The following is a 21,809-nucleotide window of genomic DNA, read 5'->3' as shown; positions in this document are numbered from 1 at the left end:
GTCACATCCCGGCGCGCTCGAAAGCCAGGGTCGGGAGGTCCACCGCGTGGGCGCCGCCGTCGGCGACCAGGACCGCGCCCGTGATGTACGACGACTCCGGTGAACCCAGGAACCGCACCACCGAAGCGATTTCAGACGGCTCGGCCGCGCGCCGCAGCGGGACCTCGGCCGTCACCCGGCGGTACCCCTCGTCGTGGCCGCCGTCGAAACCGGCCGCGGCGGCGAACTCGGCCATCTCGCCGTCGGCCATCGGCGTGCGGACCCAGCCCGGGCAGACGGCGTTCGCGCGGACGCCGCGCGGGCCGAAGTCGCGGGCGATCGAACGGGTCAGGCCGATCAGCGCGTGCTTGGCGACGGTGTAGCCGGCGACGTTCGGCCCGGCGAACAACCCGGCCAGCGACGACACCACCACGACCTGCCCGCCGGTCTCGACCAGCGACGGCAGCGCGGCGCGGCAGAGCACGAACGCGCTCGAGAGGTTCGACCGCAGCGCGAGCTCCCACTCGTCGTCGCCGGTGTCGGCGACCGAGTGGAACCCGTGACCGCCCGCGTTGGCCACGACGACGTCCAGCCGTCCGTAGCGGCCGACGATCTCGGCCACCGCGCGCTCGGCGTCGTCCGGCACACTCGCGTCGCAGGTGATGACGTGCGCGCCGGTCTCCGCGGCGACCTTCTCGAGCGGCTCGCGACGGCGTCCGAGCACAACCACGCGCGCACCCTCGCTCGCGTAGCGGCGGGCGACCGCGGCGCCGATGCCGGTGCCTCCGCCGGTGACGGCGACAACTGTGTCCACTGTGGATCCTTTCCTAGGCGGGAAACGCGGAGCGGGCCGACAGCCCGAAGTCGGCGAGCAGGGCTTGGCCGTTGACCGGCCGCGAAGCCGGGGACGCGAGGAACAGCACCTGCCGGGCGACGTCGGCGGCTGCCTGGACCGGGAACGCCGGGTCGTCGAGCACGTCGCCGAGGTCGGCGCGCGCCATCGGCGTGTCCACGACCGACGGGCAGACGCAGTTCACCCGCACGCCCGGCACCTCGACCGCGAGCGCCCGGGTCAGGGCGACGACCGCACCCTTCGACGCGCAGTAGGGCACCATCCCGGGCGCGGCCGTGAACGCCGAGTCGCTGCCGAGCAGCACGACCGCGCCGCCGTCCTTCAGGTGTGGCAATGCGTGCTTGACCAGCAGGAACTGCCCGGTGACGTTGACGGCGAGCACCGCGGCGACCTCCGCCGCGGTCGTCTCGGCGAGGGGTTTGCCGACCGGGCCGGAGATCCCGGCGCACCCGACGACGACGTCGAGGCCGCCCAGCCGCCGCGCGACGGTGTCGACGGCCGCGACCAGGGCGGGCTCGTCGGTGACGTCCGCGACCGCCACCCCCTCGCCCGGCACCCGGTCGACCACCCCGACCCGCGCGCCCTCCTCGCGGAACGCCTGCACGCACGCCAGCCCGATTCCCGACGCGCCACCGGTCACCAGCACCGCCTTCCCGGCCAGTTCGGTTCGCATGCGCCCATCCTCACCGCGGGCACGTCCCGGCGGTTGGCGTCGAGCGCAGCCTTGTTGTCCGCCCCCGCACGAGCGGTTCCGGCCGGCGCGGCGACGCGCGAGACTGACCGGGGTGAGCACTCTCTCCGACACCTCGACCTGGCTCCCCCTCGACGGCCTCGCGCCGGGCTTCGACGCGAACAAGGCGCCCGTGACCACCGACCTGGACGGCCGTGAGTTCGTTCTGCGTGACGACGACGGCGCCGTCGTCTTCACCGGGAACGGCGGCGAAACGTTCCTCGTCGACGACGGCTTGTACTACGTCCAGCCCCTTCCGGACGCCCGCGAAGCCGTTTCGCTGGTCCTCGACGTGCGCGACGGCCGCGCGCTCGTGATCACCACCCGGATCGGCGACACGGGCACCCCGCGGGTCGCCCAAGAGTTCCGGACGGCGACGATCGACGGCGTCGAGATCCGCGGGGAGGTGATGGCGCCGAGCACGGCGCTGATCGGGCGGCGGGTGCTGTGGGTCTACAGCGAGCAGCACGCGTACGAGCACGTCTACCTCAGCCCGCACTGGTACACCTGGCAGTGCCTGGCCGGGCCCGAGCGCGGGCTGGCCGACACCGACGAGAACACCGTCTACCGGGTGCGGCCCGGGATCCACGTCTTCACCTGGCGGGAGAAGGTCATCCCGTGCGCGTCGGTGACGATCGCCGACCACCGCGACGCCCGGGCGTTGCGCTCCCACGGTGTCCTCTTCGGACTCGACGGCGACGGCCGTCCGACTCACTTCACCTTCGGCGCGCACGGCCGGCTGCTGAGCACCACCGTGCACCCGGCGGAGCTCGACCCGGCGGAGTCCTGAACCGTGGCCGCCGACCTGATCCTGACCAACGCCGTGGTGTACACAGTGGACGCCACGCGGCCGTGGGCGTCGTCGCTCGCCGTCGCCGACGGGAAGATCGCCGCGCTCGAAGACGTCGGCCGCGGCCCGAACACGGAGGTCGTCGACCTCGGCGGGGCGGTTGTCCTGCCCGGCCTGGTCGACGTGCACAACCACCACGCGATGGCCGGGCGCGCGGAGCTGTTCGAACTCGGCTTCGGCGCGGAGGCGGGTCTCGAGGAGATCCTCGGCGCCGTCCGGGCGCGCGCCGCGTCGCTGGCACCGGACGAGTGGCTGACCGGCGGGGCGTGGGCGTCCACTTTGGTCGGGACGCTGTCGTCCGCGTCGGCCCGGCGCGCGCTGGACGACGCCGCGGGCGGCCGTCCGGTCTCGCTGGCCGACGACAGCCGGCACAACCGCTGGGTGAGCAGCCGCGCCTTGGAGCTGGCCGGGATCACCGCGGCGACCCCGGACCCGCCCGGCGGCGTGATCGTCCGCGACGACGGCTCGCCGGCCGGGCTGCTGCTGGAGGCCGCGGGGGTCTTGGTCGAGCGCGTCACCGGCGGCCTGACGGCGGAGCAGCACCGGCGCGCGTCCCAGCGGGCGATCGAGATCTTGCACGGCTACGGCGTCACCGCGTTCCAGGACGCCGGGGTGTCCACCGACATCCTGGGCGCGCTCCAGTCGCTGGACTCGGCTGGGGAGCTGGCCGCGTGGGTGGTGACGTCGGTGCTGGTCAACGACCCGGTCTTCGGGTTCGACCCGGTCGGCGTGCCGCTGCTGGAGGTCGCCGGCCGCTACCGCACCAAACACCACCGGCCGGACTTCGTGAAGATCTTCCTCGACGGCGTCCCCCCGACCCGCACGGCGGCGTTCCTCGAGCCGTACCTGCCGGACGACGACCACGGCGCGTGCTTCCACGGCTCGACCACGATGCCGCCCGAGGAGCTGACGAACTGGCTGCTCAAGGCGGCGTCGGCGGGCTTCTCGGCGAAGGTGCACTGCACGGGTGACGCCTCGGTGCGGCAGTTCCTCGACGCGGTGGCGCAGGTGCGCGCGGCGGGGTACACCGAGACGCGGTTCCAGGTGGCGCACGGCCAGTTCGTGCACCCGGACGACCTCCCGCGGTTCGCGTCGCTGGGGGTGGCGGCGGACATCTCGCCGTTTCTGTGGGTCCCGGGAGTGATCCCGGAGGCGATCGCGTCGGTGCTGCCCGGCCCGCGCGCGTCGCGGATGCAGCCGAACCGAGCACTGCTGGACAGCGGCGCGCTGGTCGCGGGCGGGTCGGACTGGCCGGTGAGCGAGTCGCCGAACGTGTGGGAGGGGATCGCGGGCTTGGTGACCCGGCAGGATCCGCAGGGTCGTCGCCCGGGTGCGTTGTGGCCGGAGCAGGCGATCACGCTGGCGGAGGCGATCGAGGTGTTCACCCTGGGTGGGGCGCGGGCCTGCGGCCTCGATGACGTGACGGGATCGTTGACCCCGGGGCGCTCGGCGGACTTCGTGGTGCTCGACCGCGACCCGTTTCGGACAGCGGAGGTGGCGGCGACGGAGGTCGTGGAGACGTGGTTCGCGGGGCGGCGGGTGTTCGCTCGCTGACCCTGACCACTGCGAAGCCTGGTTGGCGGGGCAGCGCGCGCCGCCTTCGCGAGGACTGCCTCGCAGGGCGGCGCGTATCCGCTCGCCGGCCTCGGCCGCCGTTGCCCCGAGGCGAATTGGATGGCCTGGGCGAGGCGCTCCGCCTCCGCCAGCCGACTGCGCCGCGCGCCGCCCGCCTCCAGGAGCCACCTCCCGCCCATCCCTCGCGAGGACCGCTTCGCGGGGCGGCGCGTACTCACCCGGTGCCCCGGGGCTGTACTCGCCGGTAGTTTCTCCTACACTGGTAGAGAAACCAGTGCGGGAGGTGCCCGGTGCCCAAGATCATCGACCACGACCAGCGGCGCAGTGACATCGTTGACGTCACCTGGGACCTGATCGTGCGGGGCGGGATCGAGGCCGCCACCATGCGGGAGATCGCCGCCGCGGCCGGGTTTGCCAATGGGGCGCTCAAGCTCTACTTCCCCAGCAAGGAAGACATCATCGCCGCCACCTACGAGCGCGCGCTCGACATGATGCGGCGGCACGTCGAGCTCGACGGCCTGCGTGGGATGGCCGCTCTGCGCGAGCTCTGCGTGTCGTCCATGCCGATCGACGACGAGCGCATCACCGCCGGGCGCGTGCTGCTGATCTTCTGGCAGATGTCGCTGGCCAACCCCGGCATGCACGACAAGTACCTCGAGCACGTCCGCGAGTGGCGCGGCCTGCTGCACCGCTTCCTGACCGAAGGCCGCGAAGACGGCGAAATCGTCACCGAGACCCCGGACGAGCAGCTCGTCGACGAGATCGTCCTGCTCAACGCCGGCGCGAACGTGATGAGCCTGGTGGCGGGCGAGTTCTCCACCGTCGACCTGCAGCACCGCCACCTCGGCTCCCTCCTGGACCGGCTCACCCGCCCGTGAAGACCCCACGCAGGTAGGCCGCCACCTCCGCGTGCGACCGCGGCGACGCGGGCAGGTCCGTGTACAGCCCGTAGAACCCGTGGATCTGCCCGGCGTACCGGCTCAGGTCCACCGCGACCCCCGCGTCGGACAGCCGCCGGGCGAACGCCTCCCCCTCGTCGCGCAGGACGTCGTACTCCGCCGTCAGCACCAATGCCGGCGGCAGGCCCGAGAGATCGGACGCGCGTGAAGGCAGCAGGTAGGCGTCGTCCAAAAGGGACGGATCCGGCGCGTACTGCGCGAAGAAGAACCGCATCGCGTCGGCCGTCATCCCATACCCGGTCGCGAAGTCCGCATAGGACTCGTGGCCGTCGTCGGGGTGACCGAACACCGGGCAGATCAGCACCTGCGCCGCGATCTCCGGCCCGCCACGGTCCCGCGTCATCATCGAGACCACAGTGGACAGGTTGCCGCCCGCGCTCTCCCCGCCGACCGCGATCCGTGACGGCGTCACCGCGGGTCCCGCGCCGCCCGCGGCCAGCCATTCCAGCACCGCGTAGCAGTCGGAAGGCGCGGCCGGATAAGGATTTTCGGGCGCCAGCCGGTACTCGACGGCCGCCACCGCGACCGATGCCGCCGCACACACCGCCCGGGAGGCGACCTCGTTCTCGTCGACTGAGCCGATCGTCCAGCCGCCCCCGTGGATCCAGAGGAACACCGGCACCGGACCCGGCGCCTCGGGCAGGTACAGCCGGACCCGGAGATCGCCGGGGAGCCAGTGGTCGGTCACCGACGCGACCGGCGCCACCGCACCCGGCTGCGGCCGCGAAGCCGCGAACGCGGCCCGCAGCTCGACGGCGGTCAGCGGCCGCTCGGGCCCTTCGGGACTGCGGGCGAGCAGCTCGCGCACCGCGGGGTCGAGGCTCATGGTCACACCGCTTCCGCGACGAGCACACGCGGCGAACCGGGCAGCGTCAGCCGGTCGACCGGGCGCCACCCGGCGCCCGACAGCCAGCCCCGGACGTCGGCCTCCGGGTAGACCACCGTGCCGTCGATGACCAGGTACTCCCCCGCGTGCAGCGCGTCGAGCGGACGCGGTTCGGCGTCGTCGTCCAGGAAGAAGTCGAGCAGCAGCAGCCGCGCCCCCGGTGCCGCCGCGGCGCGCGCGTGCCGCAGGATCGCCCGGTTCTCGTCGACGGAGAACCGGTGCACCACGTGGTTCACCATCACCAGGTCGAACTCGCCCTCCGGTTCGGCGTCCGGGGTCGCCGCGCCGACGACGCTCGTGCGGTCCGCGAACGACGCGACCGCTTCGGTCACCGACGGCACCGACCGCGGGTCGTAGACGAACGTCGCGCGCAGGACGTCGTTGGCCTGCAGCGCCTCCAGGGCGAAGGCCGAGGAAAGCCCGCCCAGGTCCAGGAGGTTTTTGTAGCCGCTGAAATCGAAAGCTCGCCCCAGCAGCCGAGCGTGTAGGGCGTTATACACCATCACCCCGCCGAGGAAGGTGGTCCAGCGGTCGCCGGTGAGGTCGAGGTCGCCGGGTTCGCCGGTGTCGGTGGCGTGCGCGAACTGCGTCCAGTGCGGGTAGCTGATGGTCTCGAGGAAGGTCAGGAACGGCGCGAGGTCCAGGCCTTCCCCGCCGAGGTACGCGGCCGTGTCGGTGGTGAGCGCGTACCGGCCGTCCACACGGGACAGGAGACCGAGGGCGGCCAGGGTGTCGCCGAGGATCCGGGTGGTCTTCTCCGGCCGGCCCGTCCGGCCGGCCAGCTCCCCGGCGCTCAGCGGACCGGCCGCCAGCGCCGGGAACAGCCCGATCCGGTTGGCCGCGAAGAGCTGCTGGGCCGCCATGTACCCCACGGCGACGTCCACGATGCGTTCCGGTGTGGGCGGGGTTCTCGTCACGGTGTCCTCCTTCTGTCCGACCCGGACACTCTACATCCGTAGATAAAAGAGTCCAGTGCCGATTTTCCACGCGCAGCAACGGAAAACTGTCGCATTTCAACTTCCTACGTTCGTAGAATAAAACCATTGACACGGTCGGCAGCGAGTGTCAACATGCGTAGAACTACCCCTGCCGGTGCCCGGCAGTCCGGCCCGCCCCTTCGCGGCGGGCGCGAGGAAGGGGAACCCATGACGCTGCTCGAAATCCGGGATCTCACCGTCGGCGTGGTCACCGAGGACAGCGAGCGCGAACTCGTCCGGGAGCTGTCCCTCGACCTCGCGCAGGGCCGCACGCTCTGCGTCGTCGGCGAGTCCGGCAGCGGCAAGACCGTCACCGCGCTGTCGATCATCCGGCTGCTCGAGTTCGTCGCGCCGGTCCGCACCCGCGGCGAGATCACGATCGACGGCGTGGACGTGACGAAGCTGCCCGCCGACACGATGCGCGCCTACCGCGGCCCGCGGATCGGCATGATCTTCCAGGAGGCCCTCGACTCGCTCAACCCCGGCCGCCGGGTCGGCGGGCAGCTGGTCGAGGCCTACCGCGAACCCGGGTCCCTGCCCGGCCAGGCGACCCGCCGCGGCGGCCCGCTGCGGAAGCGGGCCGAGGCCAAGGCCCGCCGGCTGCTGACCGAGGTCGGGCTCACCGACACCGACCGGATCCTGCGCCAGTACCCGCACCAGCTGTCCGGCGGCATGCAGCAGCGCGTCATGATCGCGCTCGCCCTGATGGCCGACCCAGACCTGCTCATCGCCGACGAGCCGACCACCGCCCTCGACGTCACCACGCAGGCGGAGATCCTCACGCTCTTCGACCGGGTGCGCCGCGACCACGGCACCGCCTGCGTGTTCATCACCCACGACATGGGGGTCGCCGCGCGGGTCGCCGACCGGATCGCGGTGCTGTACCGGGGCCGCCTGGTCGAGGCCGGCTCCCGCGACGACGTGCTGACGCGGCCGCGCCACCCGTACACGCGGGCGCTGCTCGGCTGCGTGCCGCAGCTCGGTGTCAGCCGCCGCGACGGCTTCCCCACCATCTCCCCCGCCCTGCTCGAATCCGCGATGACCGGCGAGGCGACCGAAGCGGTCGAGACCCGGACGCTGAAGCCGCGTCCGGTCAAGGACCACGAAGGAACTCCGCTCACGATCACCGCGGTGTCCAAAGTGTACGGACGAAAAGGACGGCGGGTCGACGCCGTGCGCGAGGTCTCCCTCGAGATCCCGCCCGGCGAGTTCTTCGGGCTGGTCGGCGAGTCCGGCTCCGGGAAGTCCACCCTCGGCCGGCTGGTGAGCGCGCTCGAACCGCCGACCTCGGGCACGATCGCCTTCGGCGCGCACGGGATCACGCCTGCCGGGCTCGTCGGCGCCGAGCGCGCGCTCCGCCGCCGCGTCCAGCTGATCTTCCAGGACCCGCAGAGCTCACTGGACCCGCGCCACACCGCGGCCCGGATCATCGCCGAACCGCTCAAGGAGCTGACCCCGCTGCGCGGCGCCGAGCTGGACCGGCGCGTCGCCGACCTCATCGACGAGGTCGGCCTCCCGAAGGACACCGCCGGAAAGCTGCCGTCGCAGCTGTCCGGCGGGCAGCGCCAGCGCGTTTCCATCGCCCGCGCGATCGCCGCCGGGCCCGAGCTGATCGTCGCCGACGAGCCGACGTCCGCCCTCGACGTCTCGGTGCAGGGCCAGGTCATGAACCTGCTGCTGGACCTGCGCCGCACCCGCACGCTCAGCCTGCTGTTCATCACCCACAACCTCAGCCTCGTGCTTTCGGTGGCCGACCGGGTCGGCGTGATGTACCGGGGCGAGCTGATCGAGACCGGCACCCCGGACGAGATCCGCCTCTCCCCGCGTCACGACTACACCCGGCGGCTGCTCGCCGCCAACCCCGACCTGCCCGCCCTCCCCCACACAGGATCGACGCGCCCATGAAGAGAACTCCCCTGCTCGCAGCCCTCGCCGCCGCGGCCACCCTGCTCGCCGGCTGCATGGGAAGTGCCGGCACCACGGCCGCCGCCGACGGCCCGCCCGTCCGCGGCGGCAACCTCACCGTCGCCGTCCCCACCGACCCGCAGTCGCTCGACATGGTCGCCAACCCCGGCCAGGTGACCGCGCAGATCGGCAACATGATGTACGAGAAGCTGTTCGAAGTGGACCAGCACTTCGTCGCGCAGCCGATGCTGGTCGACACGTTCACCACGAGCCCGGACCGGCTGACCTACACGTTCAAGCTCCGCCAGGGGGTCACGTTCCAGGACGGCAACCCGCTGACCGGCGGGGACGTCGTCGCGAGCCTCCAGCGCTGGCAGAAGAGCCACCGGACCGGCCAGCTGGTCACCCCCGACATCGACACGATCACCGCACCCGACCCGGGCACCGTCACCATCCACCTCAAGCGGCCGCGCTACCCGCTGATCGACGAGCTGGCCGGCGCGGGCACCGAGATCTACGAGGCGAAGAACCTCGCCGGGCTGCCCGCCACCGGGTTCGGCCAGGACAAGGCGATCGGCACCGGCCCGTACAAGCTGAAGAGCTGGGACATCGGCCAGCAGCTCGTGCTGGAGCGCTACGCCGGGTACAAGTCACGGTCCGAAGAGGACTGGGGCGGGCAGGCCGGCGCCAAGCACGCCTACCTCGACACCGTCACCTACAAGATCGTCGGCGACCAGGACGCGCTGGTCAACGGCCTCCAGACCGGACAGTGGGACCACGCGACGCCGGCCAACGACCAGTACGAGACGCTCAAGGCCAACCCGAACCTGGTCGTGCACAACCTGCCCGGCGGCAACCAGAACGTCATCATCCCGAACTTCACGCCGGGCTCGAAGTTCGCCGACCCGCGGGCCCGCCAGGCGCTGAACCTGCTGCTCGACAAGCCAGCGATCAACGCGGCCACCGGCGGCAGCAAGGACCTGACGATCGAGACCGGCGCGTTCGCCTCGCCGGACAACAAGGCGTCGTACTCCACCGCGGGCGAAGAGGTCTACCGGCAGCACGACCCGGCCCGCGCCCAGCAGCTGCTCGCCGAGGCCGGCGTGCCCGCCGGGTCGACGATCCACATCGTGACCACGAACTCCTACCCCGAGTTCGGCAAGTGGGCCGTGCTCATCCAGGACGAGCTGGGCAAGATCGGCCTCAAGACCAAGATCGACACCTACGACTTCGCCACCATGCTCGGCACGCTCACCAAGGACCCGGCGGGCTGGGACATCACGACGTTGTTCTTCGACTCGTCGCTGACTTCGCCCGCGCAGATGCCGGCGCTCACCCTCGGCACGCTCAACGGCTCGTCGTCGGCCGAGATGGACGGCCTGCTCGCCGAGTTCAACGCCTCGGCCACACCGGAGCAGGCCAAAACTGTCATCGACAAGATGCAGGCCTTCACCTGGAAGCAGCTGTCGGTGATCACGCTCAGCCAGTCGAAGCTCTGGGCGGCCTACACGCCACGGCTCAAGGGTTACGGCGACTTCTACCGCGTGTTCTGGAACGCTTGGCTGGCCGCATGACCGGGGTGCTGCTGCGCCGGCTGCGCGACCTGGTGATCATCCTGGTCATCGTCGGCACGATGATGTTCTTCGTCATCCGGCTGATCCCGGGTGACCCGGCCCAGGCGATCCTCGGCCCGACCGCGCGCCCGGCCGACGTCGCGGCGCTGCGGTCGAGCATGGGCCTCGACGGCTCCCTCGGACAGCAGTACCTGACCTGGGCCGGGCACGTCCTGCGCGGCGACTTCGGGACGTCGATCACCTACCACCAGCCGGTGCTCGACGTCGTCGCGAGCCACATCGTGCCGACCCTGACGCTGGCCGTGCTGTCCACGGTGATCAGCTTCTTCCTGTCGGTGGCGATCACGGCGTGGCAGGCGGTGTCGCCGCGCAACCCGGTGGCCCGCACGCTCGACCGGCTGTCCTCGCTCGGCATGGCGATGCCGGACTTCTGGATCTCGCTCGTGCTCGTGCTGGTCTTCTCGGTGACCCTGCGGTGGTTCCCCTCCAGCGGCTACCACGACCTGCTGACCGACCCGGTCGCCGCGGTGCCCGCGCTGGTGCTGCCGGTGACCGTGCTCGTGATCGGGCAGACGGCGTTGTTCGTGCTGACCCTGCGGGAGAGCGTGCTCGGCGAGCTGCCGCTGGCCTACCTGCGCACCGCGCGGGTCAAGGGCCTGCCCGAGCGGCGGGTGATGCTCGAGCACGTCCTGCCGAACGCGCTGATGCCGCTGGTGACGCAGCTGGGCAGCAACTTCGCGATGCTGGTCGGCGGGATCGTGATCATCGAGTCGATCTTCGTCGTGCCGGGGCTCGGGCACCTGCTCATGGGCGCGGTGTCCACTCGCGACTTCCCGCTGATCCAGGGGGTCACGTTGTTCGTCGCGGTGCTGTTCGTCGTGGTCAACCTGCTGGTCGACCTCTCCTACGCGCTGCTCGACCCGAAGGTGCGTGTCGCATGAGCCTCGCCGTCGCCGACCAGCCGTCCGTGGTGGACACTCCCCCGACGCGGCGCGCGATGCGGGTGTTCCGGCGGAACCGGACCCTGGTGATCTGCTCGGTGCTGCTCGGGCTGGTCGTGCTCGCGGTGGTCGTGCTGCCGTTCTTCCTGCCGAGCGTCAGCGCGACCGACCCGGTGCACCGGCTGCTGCCGCCGTCGGCCGCGCACCCGCTCGGCACCGACTCCTTCGGCCGGGACGTGCTGGCCCGGCTGGTCTCCGGCGGGCGCGCGTCGCTCGGGCTCTCGGCGTTGATCACGCTCTGCGCGGCGTTCTCCGGCATGGTGATCGGCCTGGTCAGCGGCTTCTACCGGACGGCGGACGCGGTCCTGATGCGGCTGATGGACGCGTGGATGTCGTTCCCGGCGATCATCCTGGCGATGGCGCTGGCCATCTCGCTGGGTGCGAGCATCTGGACCGAGCTGATCGCGCTGACGGTGATCTTCACGCCGTTCACCGCGCGGGTCATCCGCAGCCGCGTGCTCGGCATCGCCGGCCGGCAGTACATCGGCGCCGCGCGCGTGTCCGGGATGAGCCGCGGCAAGATCCTGCTGGTGCACGTGTTCCCGAACGTGCTGCCGCTCGCGCTGGTCCAGGTCGTCATCCTCGCCGCGGCCGCGATGCTGGTCGACGGCGCGATGAGCTTCCTCGGGCTCGGCATCGCGCCACCCACGCCGACCTGGGGGAACATGATCGCCGAGGGCCGCTCGTACCTCGTGGTCGCGCCGTGGCTGGTCGTCGTGCCGGGCGTGACGATCATGCTCTGCGTCTTCCTGCTCAACCTCATCGGCTCCGCGCTGCGGATCGCCGTCGACGCCCGTGCCCGCACGCTCGGCGAGCTGCAGCGCCTGCGCGTCCGGTCCCGTTCTTGAGAAAGGCCTTTCCTTGACGCTCCCGACGTCCCTCGCCGTGCGCCGGTTCGCCCCGGCCCGCCCGGCTTCCGGCCCGCCGGTCCTGCTCCTGCACGGCTTCGCCTCCGACGGCGCCACCGACTGGGTCAGCACCGGCTGGCCGGCGGCTTTGACCGCGTCCGGCCGCGAGGCGATCGTGCCCGACCTCCCCGGTCACGGGTCGAGCCCGGCCCCCGGCGACCCGACCCCCAAGGCGATCACCGAAGAGCTGGCGCTCGCGGTCGGCGAAGTGTCCGAACTGGACGTTGTCGGGTACTCGCTGGGCGCGCGGCTCGCGTGGGAGCTGCCTGCATTGCTGCCGGTCCGGCGGCTGGTCCTGGGTGGGCTCAGCCCGTACGAGCCGTTCGGCGCGGTCGACGTCGAGGCCGCACTGGCCTTCGCGACCGGCGGAAAGCTCCCGGCCGACCCGCTGACGGCGGTGATCGCCCGGATGATCACCGCGCCGGGCCGTGACCCGGCCGCCCTGGCCCGCTGCGTCGAGGGGCTGCGGCGCGAGCCGTTCGCGCCGCGGATCGGGACGGTCGGTGTGCCGACGAGGTTCGTCGCGGGCCAGGACGACCCGGTCAGCGCGGGCATCGAAACCCTCGTCCCGCTGGTGCCGGGCAGCGACCTGCTGCGCGTGCCCGGCGACCACGGTGCGGCTTTGCGAGGCGCGCCCTTCCGCACCGCCGCGCTCACGTTCCTCGACACTCCTTGACGCCGGGCGTCACCAAGAGCCGTCGGGGCTGACGTCACGGTCCAGCCAGAGGTGGGCCACGGCCGCGCGGATCTCGGCGCCGTGGTCGCGGGCCAGCTCGAGGGCGCCGAGGTTGTCGGTCAGCTGCGCGGCCCGGCTCACTCCGAACAGGACGTTCGCCACCGGTTCGTACGCCAGGCAGAACGCCAGCGCGAGCTGAGCGCGGGTCACGCCGAACTCCGCCGCGATGGCCGCGAGCGCGCCGGACGCGTCCACTATGGACCCACGGATCCCGCCGACGTCGGCGCCGATCTTCCGGGTGGGCGCCACGGTGCCGAGCAGGACCCCGCCTTCGAAGACGTCGGAGGCCTGCAGCACCAGCCGTCCGCTCGCGAAGTGCCTGGCGTAGCACTCGCCCTCGGCCATCGAGCGGCGGGCGATGGAGTACTTCAGCTGCGCGAACTCCGGGCCGGGCAAGCCTTCCCGGTCGGCGAACTCGCACGCGAGGTCGAGGTCGGCGGCGAGCCAGTTGTTGACCCCCCAGCCGCCGACCCGCCCGGCCCGCACCTGCGCGGCCACCTCGGCGACCACCCGCGGGACGTCCGGGCGGTCGCGGTAGTCACCCACGACGACCAGATCCGCGTGCCCGGTGCCGATCCGCCCCAACGACGTCTCGAGCTGCTCCGCGAAGCCGGTGCGCGGGTAGTCCCAGAGCCAGAGCTTCCCGCACAGCAGGTAGTCCTCGCGGGCGATCCCGGCTTCCCGCACGGCTTCACCGAAGAGGACGTCGGTGCGCGAGTTCTCCGCGTGCGGGCCGAAGTCGTAGTGCGCGACGTCGAACAGCGTGACGCCGGCGTCGACGGCGGTCCTCAGCAGCCGGACGGCGTCACCGAAGGCCATCCGGTCCCAGGTGTTCCACGAGCCGAGGCCGAACACCGACTTCCCGAGCAGGCTCACGAGTTTTCCTTTCGTCGCAGCGCATCTTACGTCTACGATTGTAGAATGAAAACACGGATCGTGGTGGTCACCGGCGGGGCGAGCGGCATCGGCCGAGGGGTCGCCGAAGGATTTCTCGGCGCGGGCGACCGGGTGATCGTCGCCGACGTCGACGCCCGCGCGGCCCACGACGTCGCCCGCGAGCTCGGCGCCGGGCACGTCGAGCTCGACATCTCGGACCCGGCTTCGGTCCAGGCCGCTCTCGACCTGGTCACCTCTCGGTTCGGCCCGGTCGACGTGCTGGTCAACAACGCCGGGCTCGCCGGGGGCGGCGGCCCGCTCACCGGCCTCGACGTCGAGGTGTTCGACCGATGTGTGCGCGTCAACTTCCGCGGCACCTTCCTGGTGACCCGCGCGGTCGGCGCGCACATGGTCGAGGCGGGGACCCGCGGCGCGATCGTCACCATCTCGTCGATCGGCGCCCGGCAGCCGACGCCCGGGCTCGGCCACTACGAAGCCACCAAAGCGGCGGTCGACGCCTTGACCCGGTCCGCGGCGCTGGAGCTGGCGCCGCACGGAATCCGCGTCAACGCCGTCGCGCCCGGCCCGGTGCTCACCCCGATGACCGCCGGGTTCGCCGCCGACACCGCGGCGCGCGCGGCGTGGGAGTCCCGGATCCCGCTCGGCCGGATCGCGGCCGTCGAGGACGTGGTGCCCGCCGTGCTCTTCCTGGCCTCACCGGCGGCCGGGCACGTCACCGGCGTGAGTCTCGCGGTGGACGGCGGCCAGCTGCTGACCTGACCATCCCCGGTGGACGATCCGGCCGCCGGTCACGGTCAGCTCGACCGAGACCGACGGCAGGTCGGCCAGCGGCACGTCCAGCGGATTGGCGGCCAGGACGCAGAAGTCGGCAGCCATGCCGAGGCCGAGCGAGCCCTTCCAGCGCGCGGAGCCGTCCTGCGCGGCCGCCTCGGTCGTGTAGCAACGCAGGAGCCGCTCGGTCAGGCCGGGTGTGCTGCCTCGCGCGTCCAGCAGCTCGCCCGCCGCCGCGAGGTGCAGGCGCCAGTCGGGGGTCACGACCGGGGCGTCGCTGCTCAGCGTGAGCGGCACGCGAGCGTCGAGGATCTTCCGCAGCGGCCACGCCTTCGCGGCGACGTCGTCGCCGAGGGCCGCGGCGACCATCGGCCGCATCGCGGTCGCGATCCCGGGCTGCGTGGTCAGGCCGACCCCGGTGGCCGCCATCCGCCGCAGCTGCGCCGTGGTCACCAGGTCGCCGTGGACGAGGTGGTCGCCCGCGCGAAGACCGGCGAGCGCCGTCTCGATGCTCCGCTCCCCCGTGGCGTGCACGCCGACGACATATCCCCGTTCGTGCGCCAGCTTGATCATCAACGCCAGGTCGGCCGCGCGGGTGGCGTCGTCGGGACCGTCGACGAGCAGGGCGCCATGGGTGCCGTCGGCGTAGCAGTGGTGGGTCCAGGCCGTCCGCATCGGCGGAATCCCGTCGGCGAAGATCTTCACCCCGGTGACCGCCAGCCAGTCCGGATCGGTGTCCGGGACCGGCGTGGCCAGCCCGCTTTCGAACTCCACCAGGGCCGATCGTCCGTCGAGGAGCCCGAACAGCCGGAGGACGGTGACCCGCGCGCGCAGCAGCCCCTCGCGTTGCAGAGCCGCGTACTCCTCCAGAACTTCCGCCGAGAAGCAGCCGGTCTCGCCGGGGCCGAGGCCGGGTTCGGTGTAGCTGGTGATGCCGAGCGACGCGCAGACCTCACCCGCGCGCAGGATCGCCACGCGGCGCTCGGCCGCCGTCGTCACGGGCTTTTCCTCGTGCGGCGGGCCGAGCAGCGGGTGCGGCCAGCGCGCGCCGAGCCAGGTCGCGTGCAGGTGCGCGTCGTTGATGCCGGGCAGGACCGTGCGCCCGGCGAGGTCGACGATCTCGGTGTCAGGTCCGATGTGGCCGGTGACGTCGCCCAGCGCGAGCACCCGGCCGTCCCGCACGGCCAGGCCGCTCGCCACCGTGCCGGCTGCGTCGAAGGTGAGCACCGTGCCCCCGCCGGCGACGAGGTCCGCCGGGCGGATCCGCTGTGCTGTCATGGTTTCCTCCCGGACCTGGACTTTTTCTTCCACAAATGTAGACTAAAAAGATGGCTCTGCCCACCCACACGGAGGCCGCCGTGCTCACCGGCCACCGCGCACCCCTCGAGCTGCGGGAGCTTCCCTTGCCCGCGGAGCCAGAACCGGGTGCCGCCCTCGTCCGGCTCACCTGCACCACGTTGTGCGGCACCGATGTCCACCTCTGGTCCGGGCAGATGAGCCTCCCCGGCATGCTGCCGATGGTGCTGGGTCACGAGATGGTCGGCGAAGTGGTCGCCGTCGGACCGGGCACGACGGACACGCTCGGCCGCGAAATCCGTCCCGGCGACCGCCTCGGCTGGTCGGAGTCGACGTGCGGAAAGTGTTACGGCTGCACGATCCTGCGTGAGCCGGTCGCCTGCGAGAGCCGCGGTTACGGCTTTCTCCAACGAGCCGACCGGCTCCCGTACGCCACCGGCGGCCTCGCGCGGCATTGCTATGTCACGCCTGGCGCGGCGAAGCTGCTGCTCCCGGACGACGTCGAGGACACGTGGGCGTCGATGTCCGGCTGCGCGGGCAAGACCGTGCTGCGCGCGGTGGCGCGGTCCGGCGGCATCCGTCCGAACGCGACGGTCGTCGTGCAGGGCGCGGGCGCCCTCGGGGTGTTCGCCACCGCCGTCGCGCGGCTTTGCGGGGCGGGCGTGGTGATCACCGTGGGCGGGCCGTCCTCCCGCCTCGAGGTGGCGGAGCGGTTCGGCGCCACGGCGACCGTATCCGTCGAGTCCACTCCGGACGAACGGGTCGAGCGGGTGCGCGAGCTGACCGGCGGACGCGGCGCGGACCACGTCTTCGACTTCGCGGGCGGCCCGACGATCGGCGAAGAGGCCGTCGCCTTCGCCGCGCAACGCGGAACGGTCGCGATCGTCGGGTCGACCGGGCCGGTCCCCTCCCCCGTGCCGCTGGGCACGGTGATGGGCAAGGAGCTGACGATCGCCGGCTCGCTCAACGGCGACATCGCCGACTACCACCGCTCGGTCGAGTTCTTCCGCGCCTTCGCCGGCCGGCTGCCGTGGGCCGAGCTGTTCAGCCCGCCGGTCGGGCTGGCCGGCGCGTCCGCCGCCGTCGAGTCGATGGCGCGGCTCGGCGAGCTCAAAGCCGTCATCGACCCCCGACTGCCCTAGGAGGGCTTCCGTGACCATCCCCCGGCGCCGCATCGGCCGTGACGGCCCGCAGACCGGCGTCCTGTCGCTCGGCTCCTGGCACACCTACGACCGGATGGACTTCCGCGAGGCGGTGACGCTGGTGCGCACCGCGGTCGACGCCGGCGTCACGCTGTTCGACGTCGGTGTGTACGGCTTCCCCGGCAGCCCGCCGGTCTTCACCGACGTGCTGTTCTCCGCGATGGTGCGGGCCGCGGGCCTGCGACGGGAGGACTACCTGCTGTCGGCGAAGCTGTGGCTGGAGGGCTACCCCGCGCAGAGCCTGCGCGCCCAGCTGGAAAACGCGTTCTTCCGGGCCGGGGTCTCGCACGCCGACCTCGTGATCCTGGGCGACCTGCGGCGCGAAGACACCGACCTGCCCGCGCTGGCCGGCGAGCTCGCCGAGCTGCGTTCGGCCGGGCTGATCCGGCAGTGGGGCGTCAACAACTGGTCGGCTGCGGCGATCCGGGCGATCCACGACTTCTCGCTCTCCGAAGGCGCGCCCGGGCCGGCGATCGCACAGCTGAAGTACAGCGTCGCCCGACGGTCCATTCCGGACGGTGCGCCGTTCGAATCGGTGTTCTCCCTCGGCATTTCGCTTCAGTCCTCGGACGTGTTCGAGGGCGGCGTGCTGCTCGGCAAGGGCGGGCGCCAGGTGGGCCGGGACCCCGGCGACGTCCGGCAGCGGATCGCGGACTCGGCGCCGGACCTCGCGAAGGTCGCCGCGAGTGTCGGGGCGACGCCTGCCCAGCTGTGCCTGGCCTTCACGCTCACCCACCCGGCGAACACGACCACGCTGTTCGGCGCGACGAGCGTCGAGCAGCTTTCCGAGAACCTCGAGGCGGTCGCGCTGGTGAACCGCGTCGGGGCCGCGACCCTGCGTTCCCTCGTGGAGCCGTTCTGGGCCGACCGCGACGCCGTTGACCCGGAGGGGCCGTGACTCCCGAGCTGTCCGCTTCGACGCTGCCCGAGGTCCGCGCATCGCTGCGCAACCCCACTCCGGCCGAGGCGATCGGCGACCGGGACATCGTGTCCTCGGAGCACGTCCTCGACGACGGGGTCGTGCTCACGGTGCTGCGGCCGCGCGCACCCCGGACCGGCGCGCCCGGGCTGTACAGCATCCACGGCGGCGGCATGGTGATGGACGACCGGTTCGCCGACCTGCCGCGGCTGGTGGCGTTGATCGAGGAGTTCGGGTTCGTCTGCGCGACCGTCGAGTACCGGCTCGCACCCGAGCACCCGCATCCGGCGCCGCTGGAGGACTGTTACGCGGGTTTGGTCTGGTTCGCTTCGGCGTTCGGCTTCTCCCGGCTGATCGTGGGCGGCGGCAGTGCGGGCGGCGGGCTGAGCGCGGGAGTGGCGCTGCTCGCCCGGGACCGCGGCGGCCCGGCACTGGCCGGTCAGCTGTTGTTGTGCCCGATGCTCGACGACCGGACGGCGGCGGACCTCCCGGATCTCGTGTGGACGCGCGAAGCCAACAACTTCGGCTGGCGCAGCCTCCTCGCCGGGCAGACGTCGCCGTACGCTGCCCCGGCGCGGATGGCGGACCTGGGTGGGCTGCCCCCGGCGTTCGTGGAGGTCGGCGGGGCGGAGCTGTTCCGCGACGAGGACGTGGCGTACGCGCAGCGGCTGGCTCAGGCCGGAGTGCCGACGGAGCTGCACGTCTGGGCCGAGGCGCACCACGGCTTCGACCGCTTCGCCCCGGGGTCGGAGGTGACGCGCGCGGCGCTGGCGGCCCGCTCCTCCTGGCTGCGGCGGCTGCTCAACCACCCAGGATGACCTTCGCGGCCTGCTCGCCGACCAGGACCGCCGGGGCGTTGGTGTTGCCCGTCGGGACCCGCGGCAGGACCGACGCGTCCGCGACGACCAGCCCGTCGAGACCGTGCACCGCCAGCGCCGGGTCGACGACCGCGTCGCCGTCCGTGCCCATCCGGCAGGTCCCGACCTGGTGGTGGTAGGTGATCGCCGTCCGGCGGACGTACTCCCGGACGTCGTCTTCCGGCGCCGGGTACAGCGGCCGCGCGCCCCACCCGGCAGCCAGCGCCGGTGCCCGGCCGACCGCCCGGCACTGCTCCACCGAGGCGACCAGGCTCTCGAAGTCCGCCGGCGACGCGAGCGCGTTCAGGTCGACCAGCGGCGAGCCGTCCGGCGCCAGCCGCAGGCTCCCCCGGCTCTCCGGCGACACCATCCCCGCCATCAGCGAGAACCCGGTCGGCGGCCCGGACATCCACGACTCGTACATCGGCACGCCGAAACAGATCGGCTGGGTGTCCGGCACCGCGAGACCCGGGCGGCTGCGCCAGAACCAGTGCACCTGCGTCACCGGCCGGCCCGGCCACGGCGTGACCTCGCGGTCCGTCGCGAAGATCACCGGAGAGAGGAGGTGGTCGTGGAGGTTGCGCCCCACACCCGGCAGGTCGGCGACGACGGTGATGCCGAGCGCGGCCAGCTCGTCCGCCGGGCCGACGCCGCTGCGCAGCAGGATCGCCGGAGACGCGAGCGCGCCCGCCGCCAGCACCACCAGGTCCGCCGAGAGCTCTTGTACCGCACCATCGATGGATGCCACGACGCCGGTCACGCGCGAACCGGAGAACCGCAGCCGGTGCACCTCCGCTCCCGTGTGGACAGTCATCCGCGAAGCCACCGGCAACCCGTAGGCCCGCCAAGTGGTGAGCCGCCGGCCGTCCCGCACCGTGATCCGCTGAACGGACACCCCCTCGGCCGGATCCAGCGGCAAGCCCACGGAAACGGCGGCGTCCATGATGGACTGCTGGATCGGGTGCAGCGGCTCGTTCGGGACGACGTCGAGGAGGTCCTTCTCGATCCGCTCGAACACCGGCGCCACCTCCGCCCACGTCCAGCCGGGCAGGCCCCAGCCGTCGTAGTCGGCGGGCGCGCCGCGGACCCAGATCATCGCGTTGAGCGCGTGCGAGCCGCCGAGGACCTTGCCGCGCGGCAGGTGGAGGCGCCGGCCGGCCGCGTGCGGCTGCGGGACCGTGTACAGGTCCCAGTCCTCCGGCCCGTGCCACAGCTCCGCCGCCCGGCCCGGGTCGTGGATGGCGGGGTTGGCGTCCGGGCCGCCCGCCTCGAGCAGCGTGACCGCCGCGCCCGCGTCCACCAGCCGCCGGGCCACCACCGAGCCGGCCGAGCCGGCGCCCACCACGATCACGTCCATGCGGTCCAGCCTGGGGCGTGCGCCGGGAGGCGGGAACCATCCCTTCGCCGTCGGTCAACGGGCATGCGTGAGCGGACAAGACCCGTCCCGCCCCGGAACCCGATACTCGCCTCATCCAAGGCCGAGGAGGAACCCGGGATGGCGACACGCCTGTGCATCGACGGACAGTGGACCGAGGCCGGCGGCGGGACGATCCCGACGCGCGACCCCGCCACCGGCCGGGTGCTCGAAGAGGTCGGCACCGCGTCGAAGGCCGACGTCGACGCCGCCGTCGGGGCCGCCCGGCGGGCGCTGACCGCGCCCGGGTGGGCCGGGCTCCTCCCGGTCCGGCGCGCCGCGCTGCTGTTCCGGCTGGCCGACCTCGTCGAGGAGCACCACGAAGAGCTGGCCCGCCTGGAAACCCTCGACCAGGGCCAGCCGATCGGCGTCTCGCGGCAGGTGAGCGTGACCGGGGCGGCGGAGCACTTCCGCTACTTCGCCGGCTGGGTCACGAAGCTGCAGGGCACCACGAACCCGGTGTCCTTCCCGGACACGCTGCACTACACCCGCCGCGAGCCGGTCGGGGTGAACGCGCTGATCACGCCGTGGAACTTCCCGCTGATGATCCTCGCCTGGAAGCTCGCGCCCGCGCTGGCCACCGGCAACACCGTGGTGATCAAGCCCAGCGAGGTGACGCCGCTGACCAGCATCCGGCTCGTCGAGCTGGCCCACGAAGCCGGGTTCCCGGCGGGTGTGGTCAACCTCGTGACCGGTGACGGCGCGGTCGGCGCCCTGCTGACCGAGCACGGGGGAGTCGACCACGTCTCCTACACCGGCTCGACGGCGGTCGGGAAGCTGATCACGGCGGCGAGCGCGGCGTCCAACCTCAAGCGGCTCACCCTCGAGCTCGGCGGGAAGGCCCCCAGCATCATCGCCGCCGACGCCGACATCACCGCCGCCGTCGCCGGCAACCTCGCCGGGGCGACGCTCAACACCGGCCAGGTCTGCGCGGCCTACACCCGCTTCTTCGTCGATCGCAAGCGCGAGCAGGAGTTCGTCGACAAGCTGGCGCGCGGCCTCGAAGGGCTCCGGATCGGGCCGGGCACCGACGAAAACACCCAGCTCGGCCCGCTCGTGTCGGCCAAGCACCGCGAACACGTCGACTTCCTCGTCGGCACCGGCCGTGAGCAGGGCGCCGACCTGGTCACCGGCGGCAGCCCGGTCGACGGTGACGGGTACTTCTACACCCCGACGCTCTTCGCCGGGGTCACCGACGAGATGGCGATCATGCGTGAGGAGATCTTCGGCCCGGTGCTCGCCGTGACCGCCTACGACGACGGCGACGAGCTGCTCGCCCGCGCGAACGACACCGAGTACGGCCTGGCCGCGACGGTCTGGACCCGCGACATCCGCACCGCCCAGCGCTACGCGGACGGGATCCGGGCCGGCGCGGTGTTCGTGAACATGCCGCCGGTCCCGGACATGGCCGCGCCGTGGGGTGGGTACAAGGCGTCCGGCTGGGGCCGCGAGATGGGCCCCTGGGCCCTGGACGCGTACACCGAGACGAAGTCCGTGTGGCTGCACTACGGCTACTGATC

General features: G+C 72.4%; 20 protein-coding genes. 13 read left to right on the top strand and 7 right to left on the bottom strand.

Going from position 1 to position 21,809, the window contains the following annotated elements; translation table 11 throughout:
• Nucleotide 1 precedes the first annotated feature (1 nt).
• Both ACZ61C_RS08915 and ACZ61C_RS08910 read right to left on the bottom strand, forming a co-directional pair.
• On the bottom strand, nt 2-793 hold the full coding sequence (locus ACZ61C_RS08915; protein WP_465304523.1) for an SDR family NAD(P)-dependent oxidoreductase: 792 nt from the start codon (nt 791-793) through the stop codon (nt 2-4).
• Between the two features lie 13 nt (nt 794-806).
• Nucleotides 807-1,505 (bottom strand): SDR family NAD(P)-dependent oxidoreductase, encoded by a 699-nt coding sequence (locus ACZ61C_RS08910; RefSeq protein ID WP_465304521.1) that lies wholly within the window; start codon nt 1,503-1,505, stop codon nt 807-809.
• Between the two features lie 112 nt (nt 1,506-1,617).
• Between ACZ61C_RS08910 and ACZ61C_RS08905 the strand changes: the two genes are divergently transcribed.
• The 3 genes from ACZ61C_RS08905 to ACZ61C_RS08895 all read left to right on the top strand — a co-directional run bounded on the left by ACZ61C_RS08905 (nt 1,618) and on the right by ACZ61C_RS08895 (nt 4,865).
• Nucleotides 1,618-2,352 (top strand): MoaF C-terminal domain-containing protein, encoded by a 735-nt coding sequence (locus ACZ61C_RS08905; protein WP_465304519.1) that lies wholly within the window; start codon nt 1,618-1,620, stop codon nt 2,350-2,352.
• A 3-nt stretch (nt 2,353-2,355) separates the two neighbouring features.
• Nucleotides 2,356-3,966 carry an amidohydrolase gene (locus ACZ61C_RS08900; protein ID WP_465304517.1) on the top strand — a complete coding sequence of 537 codons (1,611 nt, stop codon included), beginning with the start codon at nt 2,356-2,358 and terminating at the stop codon, nt 3,964-3,966.
• Nucleotides 3,967-4,277: 311 nt separating this feature from the next.
• Entirely contained in the window at nt 4,278-4,865 is a 588-nt protein-coding gene (locus ACZ61C_RS08895; protein ID WP_465304515.1) for a TetR/AcrR family transcriptional regulator, read from the top strand.
• Here ACZ61C_RS08895 and ACZ61C_RS08890 read toward each other — a convergent pair.
• Together ACZ61C_RS08890 and ACZ61C_RS08885 are read right to left on the bottom strand one after the other, a co-directional pair.
• Nucleotides 4,852-5,778, bottom strand: a complete 927-nt coding sequence (locus ACZ61C_RS08890) for an alpha/beta hydrolase (protein ID WP_465304513.1) — start codon at nt 5,776-5,778, stop codon at nt 4,852-4,854. The two genes, ACZ61C_RS08895 and ACZ61C_RS08890, sit on opposite strands and share 14 nt — an antisense overlap.
• The gene (locus ACZ61C_RS08885; RefSeq protein WP_465304511.1) at nt 5,775-6,749 is read right to left on the bottom strand and encodes a methyltransferase family protein; all 975 of its coding nucleotides are present in this window, start codon (nt 6,747-6,749) and stop codon (nt 5,775-5,777) included. Before ACZ61C_RS08885 ends, ACZ61C_RS08890 begins: the two co-directional genes overlap by 4 nt.
• A 228-nt stretch (nt 6,750-6,977) precedes the next feature.
• Here ACZ61C_RS08885 and ACZ61C_RS08880 point away from each other — a divergent pair, with 228 nt between their 5' ends.
• From ACZ61C_RS08880 to ACZ61C_RS08860, 5 genes are read left to right on the top strand one after another with little or no spacing between them, the layout of a single operon-like run.
• Nucleotides 6,978-8,714, top strand: a complete 1,737-nt coding sequence (locus ACZ61C_RS08880; RefSeq protein ID WP_465304509.1) for a dipeptide ABC transporter ATP-binding protein — start codon at nt 6,978-6,980, stop codon at nt 8,712-8,714.
• On the top strand, nt 8,711-10,288 hold the full coding sequence (locus ACZ61C_RS08875) for an ABC transporter substrate-binding protein (RefSeq protein ID WP_465304507.1): 1,578 nt from the start codon (nt 8,711-8,713) through the stop codon (nt 10,286-10,288). Before ACZ61C_RS08880 ends, ACZ61C_RS08875 begins: the two co-directional genes overlap by 4 nt.
• A complete protein-coding gene (locus ACZ61C_RS08870; RefSeq protein WP_465304505.1) occupies nt 10,285-11,229 on the top strand; it encodes an ABC transporter permease in 945 nt (314 codons plus the stop codon). The genes ACZ61C_RS08875 and ACZ61C_RS08870 overlap by 4 nt, the downstream gene beginning before the upstream one ends.
• Nucleotides 11,226-12,137: an ABC transporter permease gene (locus ACZ61C_RS08865; RefSeq protein WP_465304503.1), complete on the top strand. Its 912-nt coding sequence runs from the start codon at nt 11,226-11,228 to the stop codon at nt 12,135-12,137. The genes ACZ61C_RS08870 and ACZ61C_RS08865 overlap by 4 nt, the downstream gene beginning before the upstream one ends.
• Nucleotides 12,138-12,150: 13 nt before the next feature.
• Nucleotides 12,151-12,873 carry an alpha/beta fold hydrolase gene (locus tag ACZ61C_RS08860; RefSeq protein WP_465304501.1) on the top strand — a complete coding sequence of 241 codons (723 nt, stop codon included), beginning with the start codon at nt 12,151-12,153 and terminating at the stop codon, nt 12,871-12,873.
• A gap of 9 nt (nt 12,874-12,882) precedes the next feature.
• Here ACZ61C_RS08860 and ACZ61C_RS08855 read toward each other — a convergent pair whose 3' ends face one another.
• Nucleotides 12,883-13,809, bottom strand: coding sequence for an aldo/keto reductase (locus ACZ61C_RS08855; protein ID WP_465304499.1), 927 nt, complete (start codon nt 13,807-13,809; stop codon nt 12,883-12,885).
• 45 nt (nt 13,810-13,854) lie between these two features.
• Here ACZ61C_RS08855 and ACZ61C_RS08850 point away from each other — a divergent pair, with 45 nt between their 5' ends.
• Nucleotides 13,855-14,589, top strand: coding sequence for an SDR family NAD(P)-dependent oxidoreductase (locus tag ACZ61C_RS08850; protein WP_465304497.1), 735 nt, complete (start codon nt 13,855-13,857; stop codon nt 14,587-14,589).
• On the opposite strand, the gene ACZ61C_RS08845 is transcribed toward ACZ61C_RS08850, so the two are convergent.
• Nucleotides 14,524-15,879, bottom strand: a complete 1,356-nt coding sequence (locus tag ACZ61C_RS08845) for an amidohydrolase (RefSeq protein WP_465304495.1) — start codon at nt 15,877-15,879, stop codon at nt 14,524-14,526. The genes ACZ61C_RS08850 and ACZ61C_RS08845 overlap by 66 nt on opposite strands.
• 56 nt (nt 15,880-15,935) lie before the next feature.
• On the opposite strand from ACZ61C_RS08845, the gene ACZ61C_RS08840 reads away from it, so the two are divergent.
• Genes ACZ61C_RS08840 through ACZ61C_RS08830 form a run of 3 tightly spaced genes read left to right on the top strand, consistent with a single transcriptional unit; the run spans nt 15,936 to nt 18,836 of the window.
• The gene (locus ACZ61C_RS08840) at nt 15,936-17,039 is read left to right on the top strand and encodes a zinc-binding dehydrogenase (RefSeq protein WP_465305605.1); all 1,104 of its coding nucleotides are present in this window, start codon (nt 15,936-15,938) and stop codon (nt 17,037-17,039) included.
• Between the two features lie 10 nt (nt 17,040-17,049).
• Nucleotides 17,050-17,997 (top strand): aldo/keto reductase, encoded by a 948-nt coding sequence (locus ACZ61C_RS08835; RefSeq protein ID WP_465304493.1) that lies wholly within the window; start codon nt 17,050-17,052, stop codon nt 17,995-17,997.
• The gene (locus tag ACZ61C_RS08830; RefSeq protein WP_465304491.1) at nt 17,994-18,836 is read left to right on the top strand and encodes an alpha/beta hydrolase; all 843 of its coding nucleotides are present in this window, start codon (nt 17,994-17,996) and stop codon (nt 18,834-18,836) included. The genes ACZ61C_RS08835 and ACZ61C_RS08830 overlap by 4 nt, the downstream gene beginning before the upstream one ends.
• Here ACZ61C_RS08830 and ACZ61C_RS08825 read toward each other — a convergent pair.
• On the bottom strand, nt 18,820-20,232 hold the full coding sequence (locus tag ACZ61C_RS08825; RefSeq protein WP_465304489.1) for a GMC family oxidoreductase: 1,413 nt from the start codon (nt 20,230-20,232) through the stop codon (nt 18,820-18,822). The genes ACZ61C_RS08830 and ACZ61C_RS08825 overlap by 17 nt on opposite strands.
• Nucleotides 20,233-20,370: 138 nt before the next feature.
• Here ACZ61C_RS08825 and ACZ61C_RS08820 point away from each other — a divergent pair, with 138 nt between their 5' ends.
• On the top strand, nt 20,371-21,807 hold the full coding sequence (locus ACZ61C_RS08820) for an aldehyde dehydrogenase family protein (protein WP_465304487.1): 1,437 nt from the start codon (nt 20,371-20,373) through the stop codon (nt 21,805-21,807).
• The last annotated feature ends 2 nt before the right edge of the window (nt 21,808-21,809 follow it).

The sequence above is a fragment of the Amycolatopsis sp. NPDC104587 genome, from assembly GCF_055583645.1.
The sequence above is the reverse complement of the archived record's forward strand: the minus strand, read 5'-3'. Positions and strand labels throughout refer to the sequence as shown.

Excerpts from the sequence above, each read along its gene's own strand:
- ACZ61C_RS08850 (WP_465304497.1), top strand. The coding sequence starts at position 13,855 with ATGAAAACACGGATCGTGGTGGTCACCGGCGGGGCGAGCGGCATCGGC.
- ACZ61C_RS08875 (WP_465304507.1), top strand. The coding sequence starts at position 8,711 with ATGAAGAGAACTCCCCTGCTCGCAGCCCTCGCCGCCGCGGCCACCCTG.
- ACZ61C_RS08865 (WP_465304503.1), top strand. The coding sequence starts at position 11,226 with ATGAGCCTCGCCGTCGCCGACCAGCCGTCCGTGGTGGACACTCCCCCG.
- ACZ61C_RS08870 (WP_465304505.1), top strand. The coding sequence starts at position 10,285 with ATGACCGGGGTGCTGCTGCGCCGGCTGCGCGACCTGGTGATCATCCTG.
- ACZ61C_RS08910 (WP_465304521.1), bottom strand. The coding sequence starts at position 1,505 with ATGCGAACCGAACTGGCCGGGAAGGCGGTGCTGGTGACCGGTGGCGCG.
- ACZ61C_RS08820 (WP_465304487.1), top strand. The coding sequence starts at position 20,371 with ATGGCGACACGCCTGTGCATCGACGGACAGTGGACCGAGGCCGGCGGC.
- ACZ61C_RS08825 (WP_465304489.1), bottom strand. The coding sequence starts at position 20,232 with ATGGACGTGATCGTGGTGGGCGCCGGCTCGGCCGGCTCGGTGGTGGCC.
- ACZ61C_RS08845 (WP_465304495.1), bottom strand. The coding sequence starts at position 15,879 with ATGACAGCACAGCGGATCCGCCCGGCGGACCTCGTCGCCGGCGGGGGC.
- ACZ61C_RS08880 (WP_465304509.1), top strand. The coding sequence starts at position 6,978 with ATGACGCTGCTCGAAATCCGGGATCTCACCGTCGGCGTGGTCACCGAG.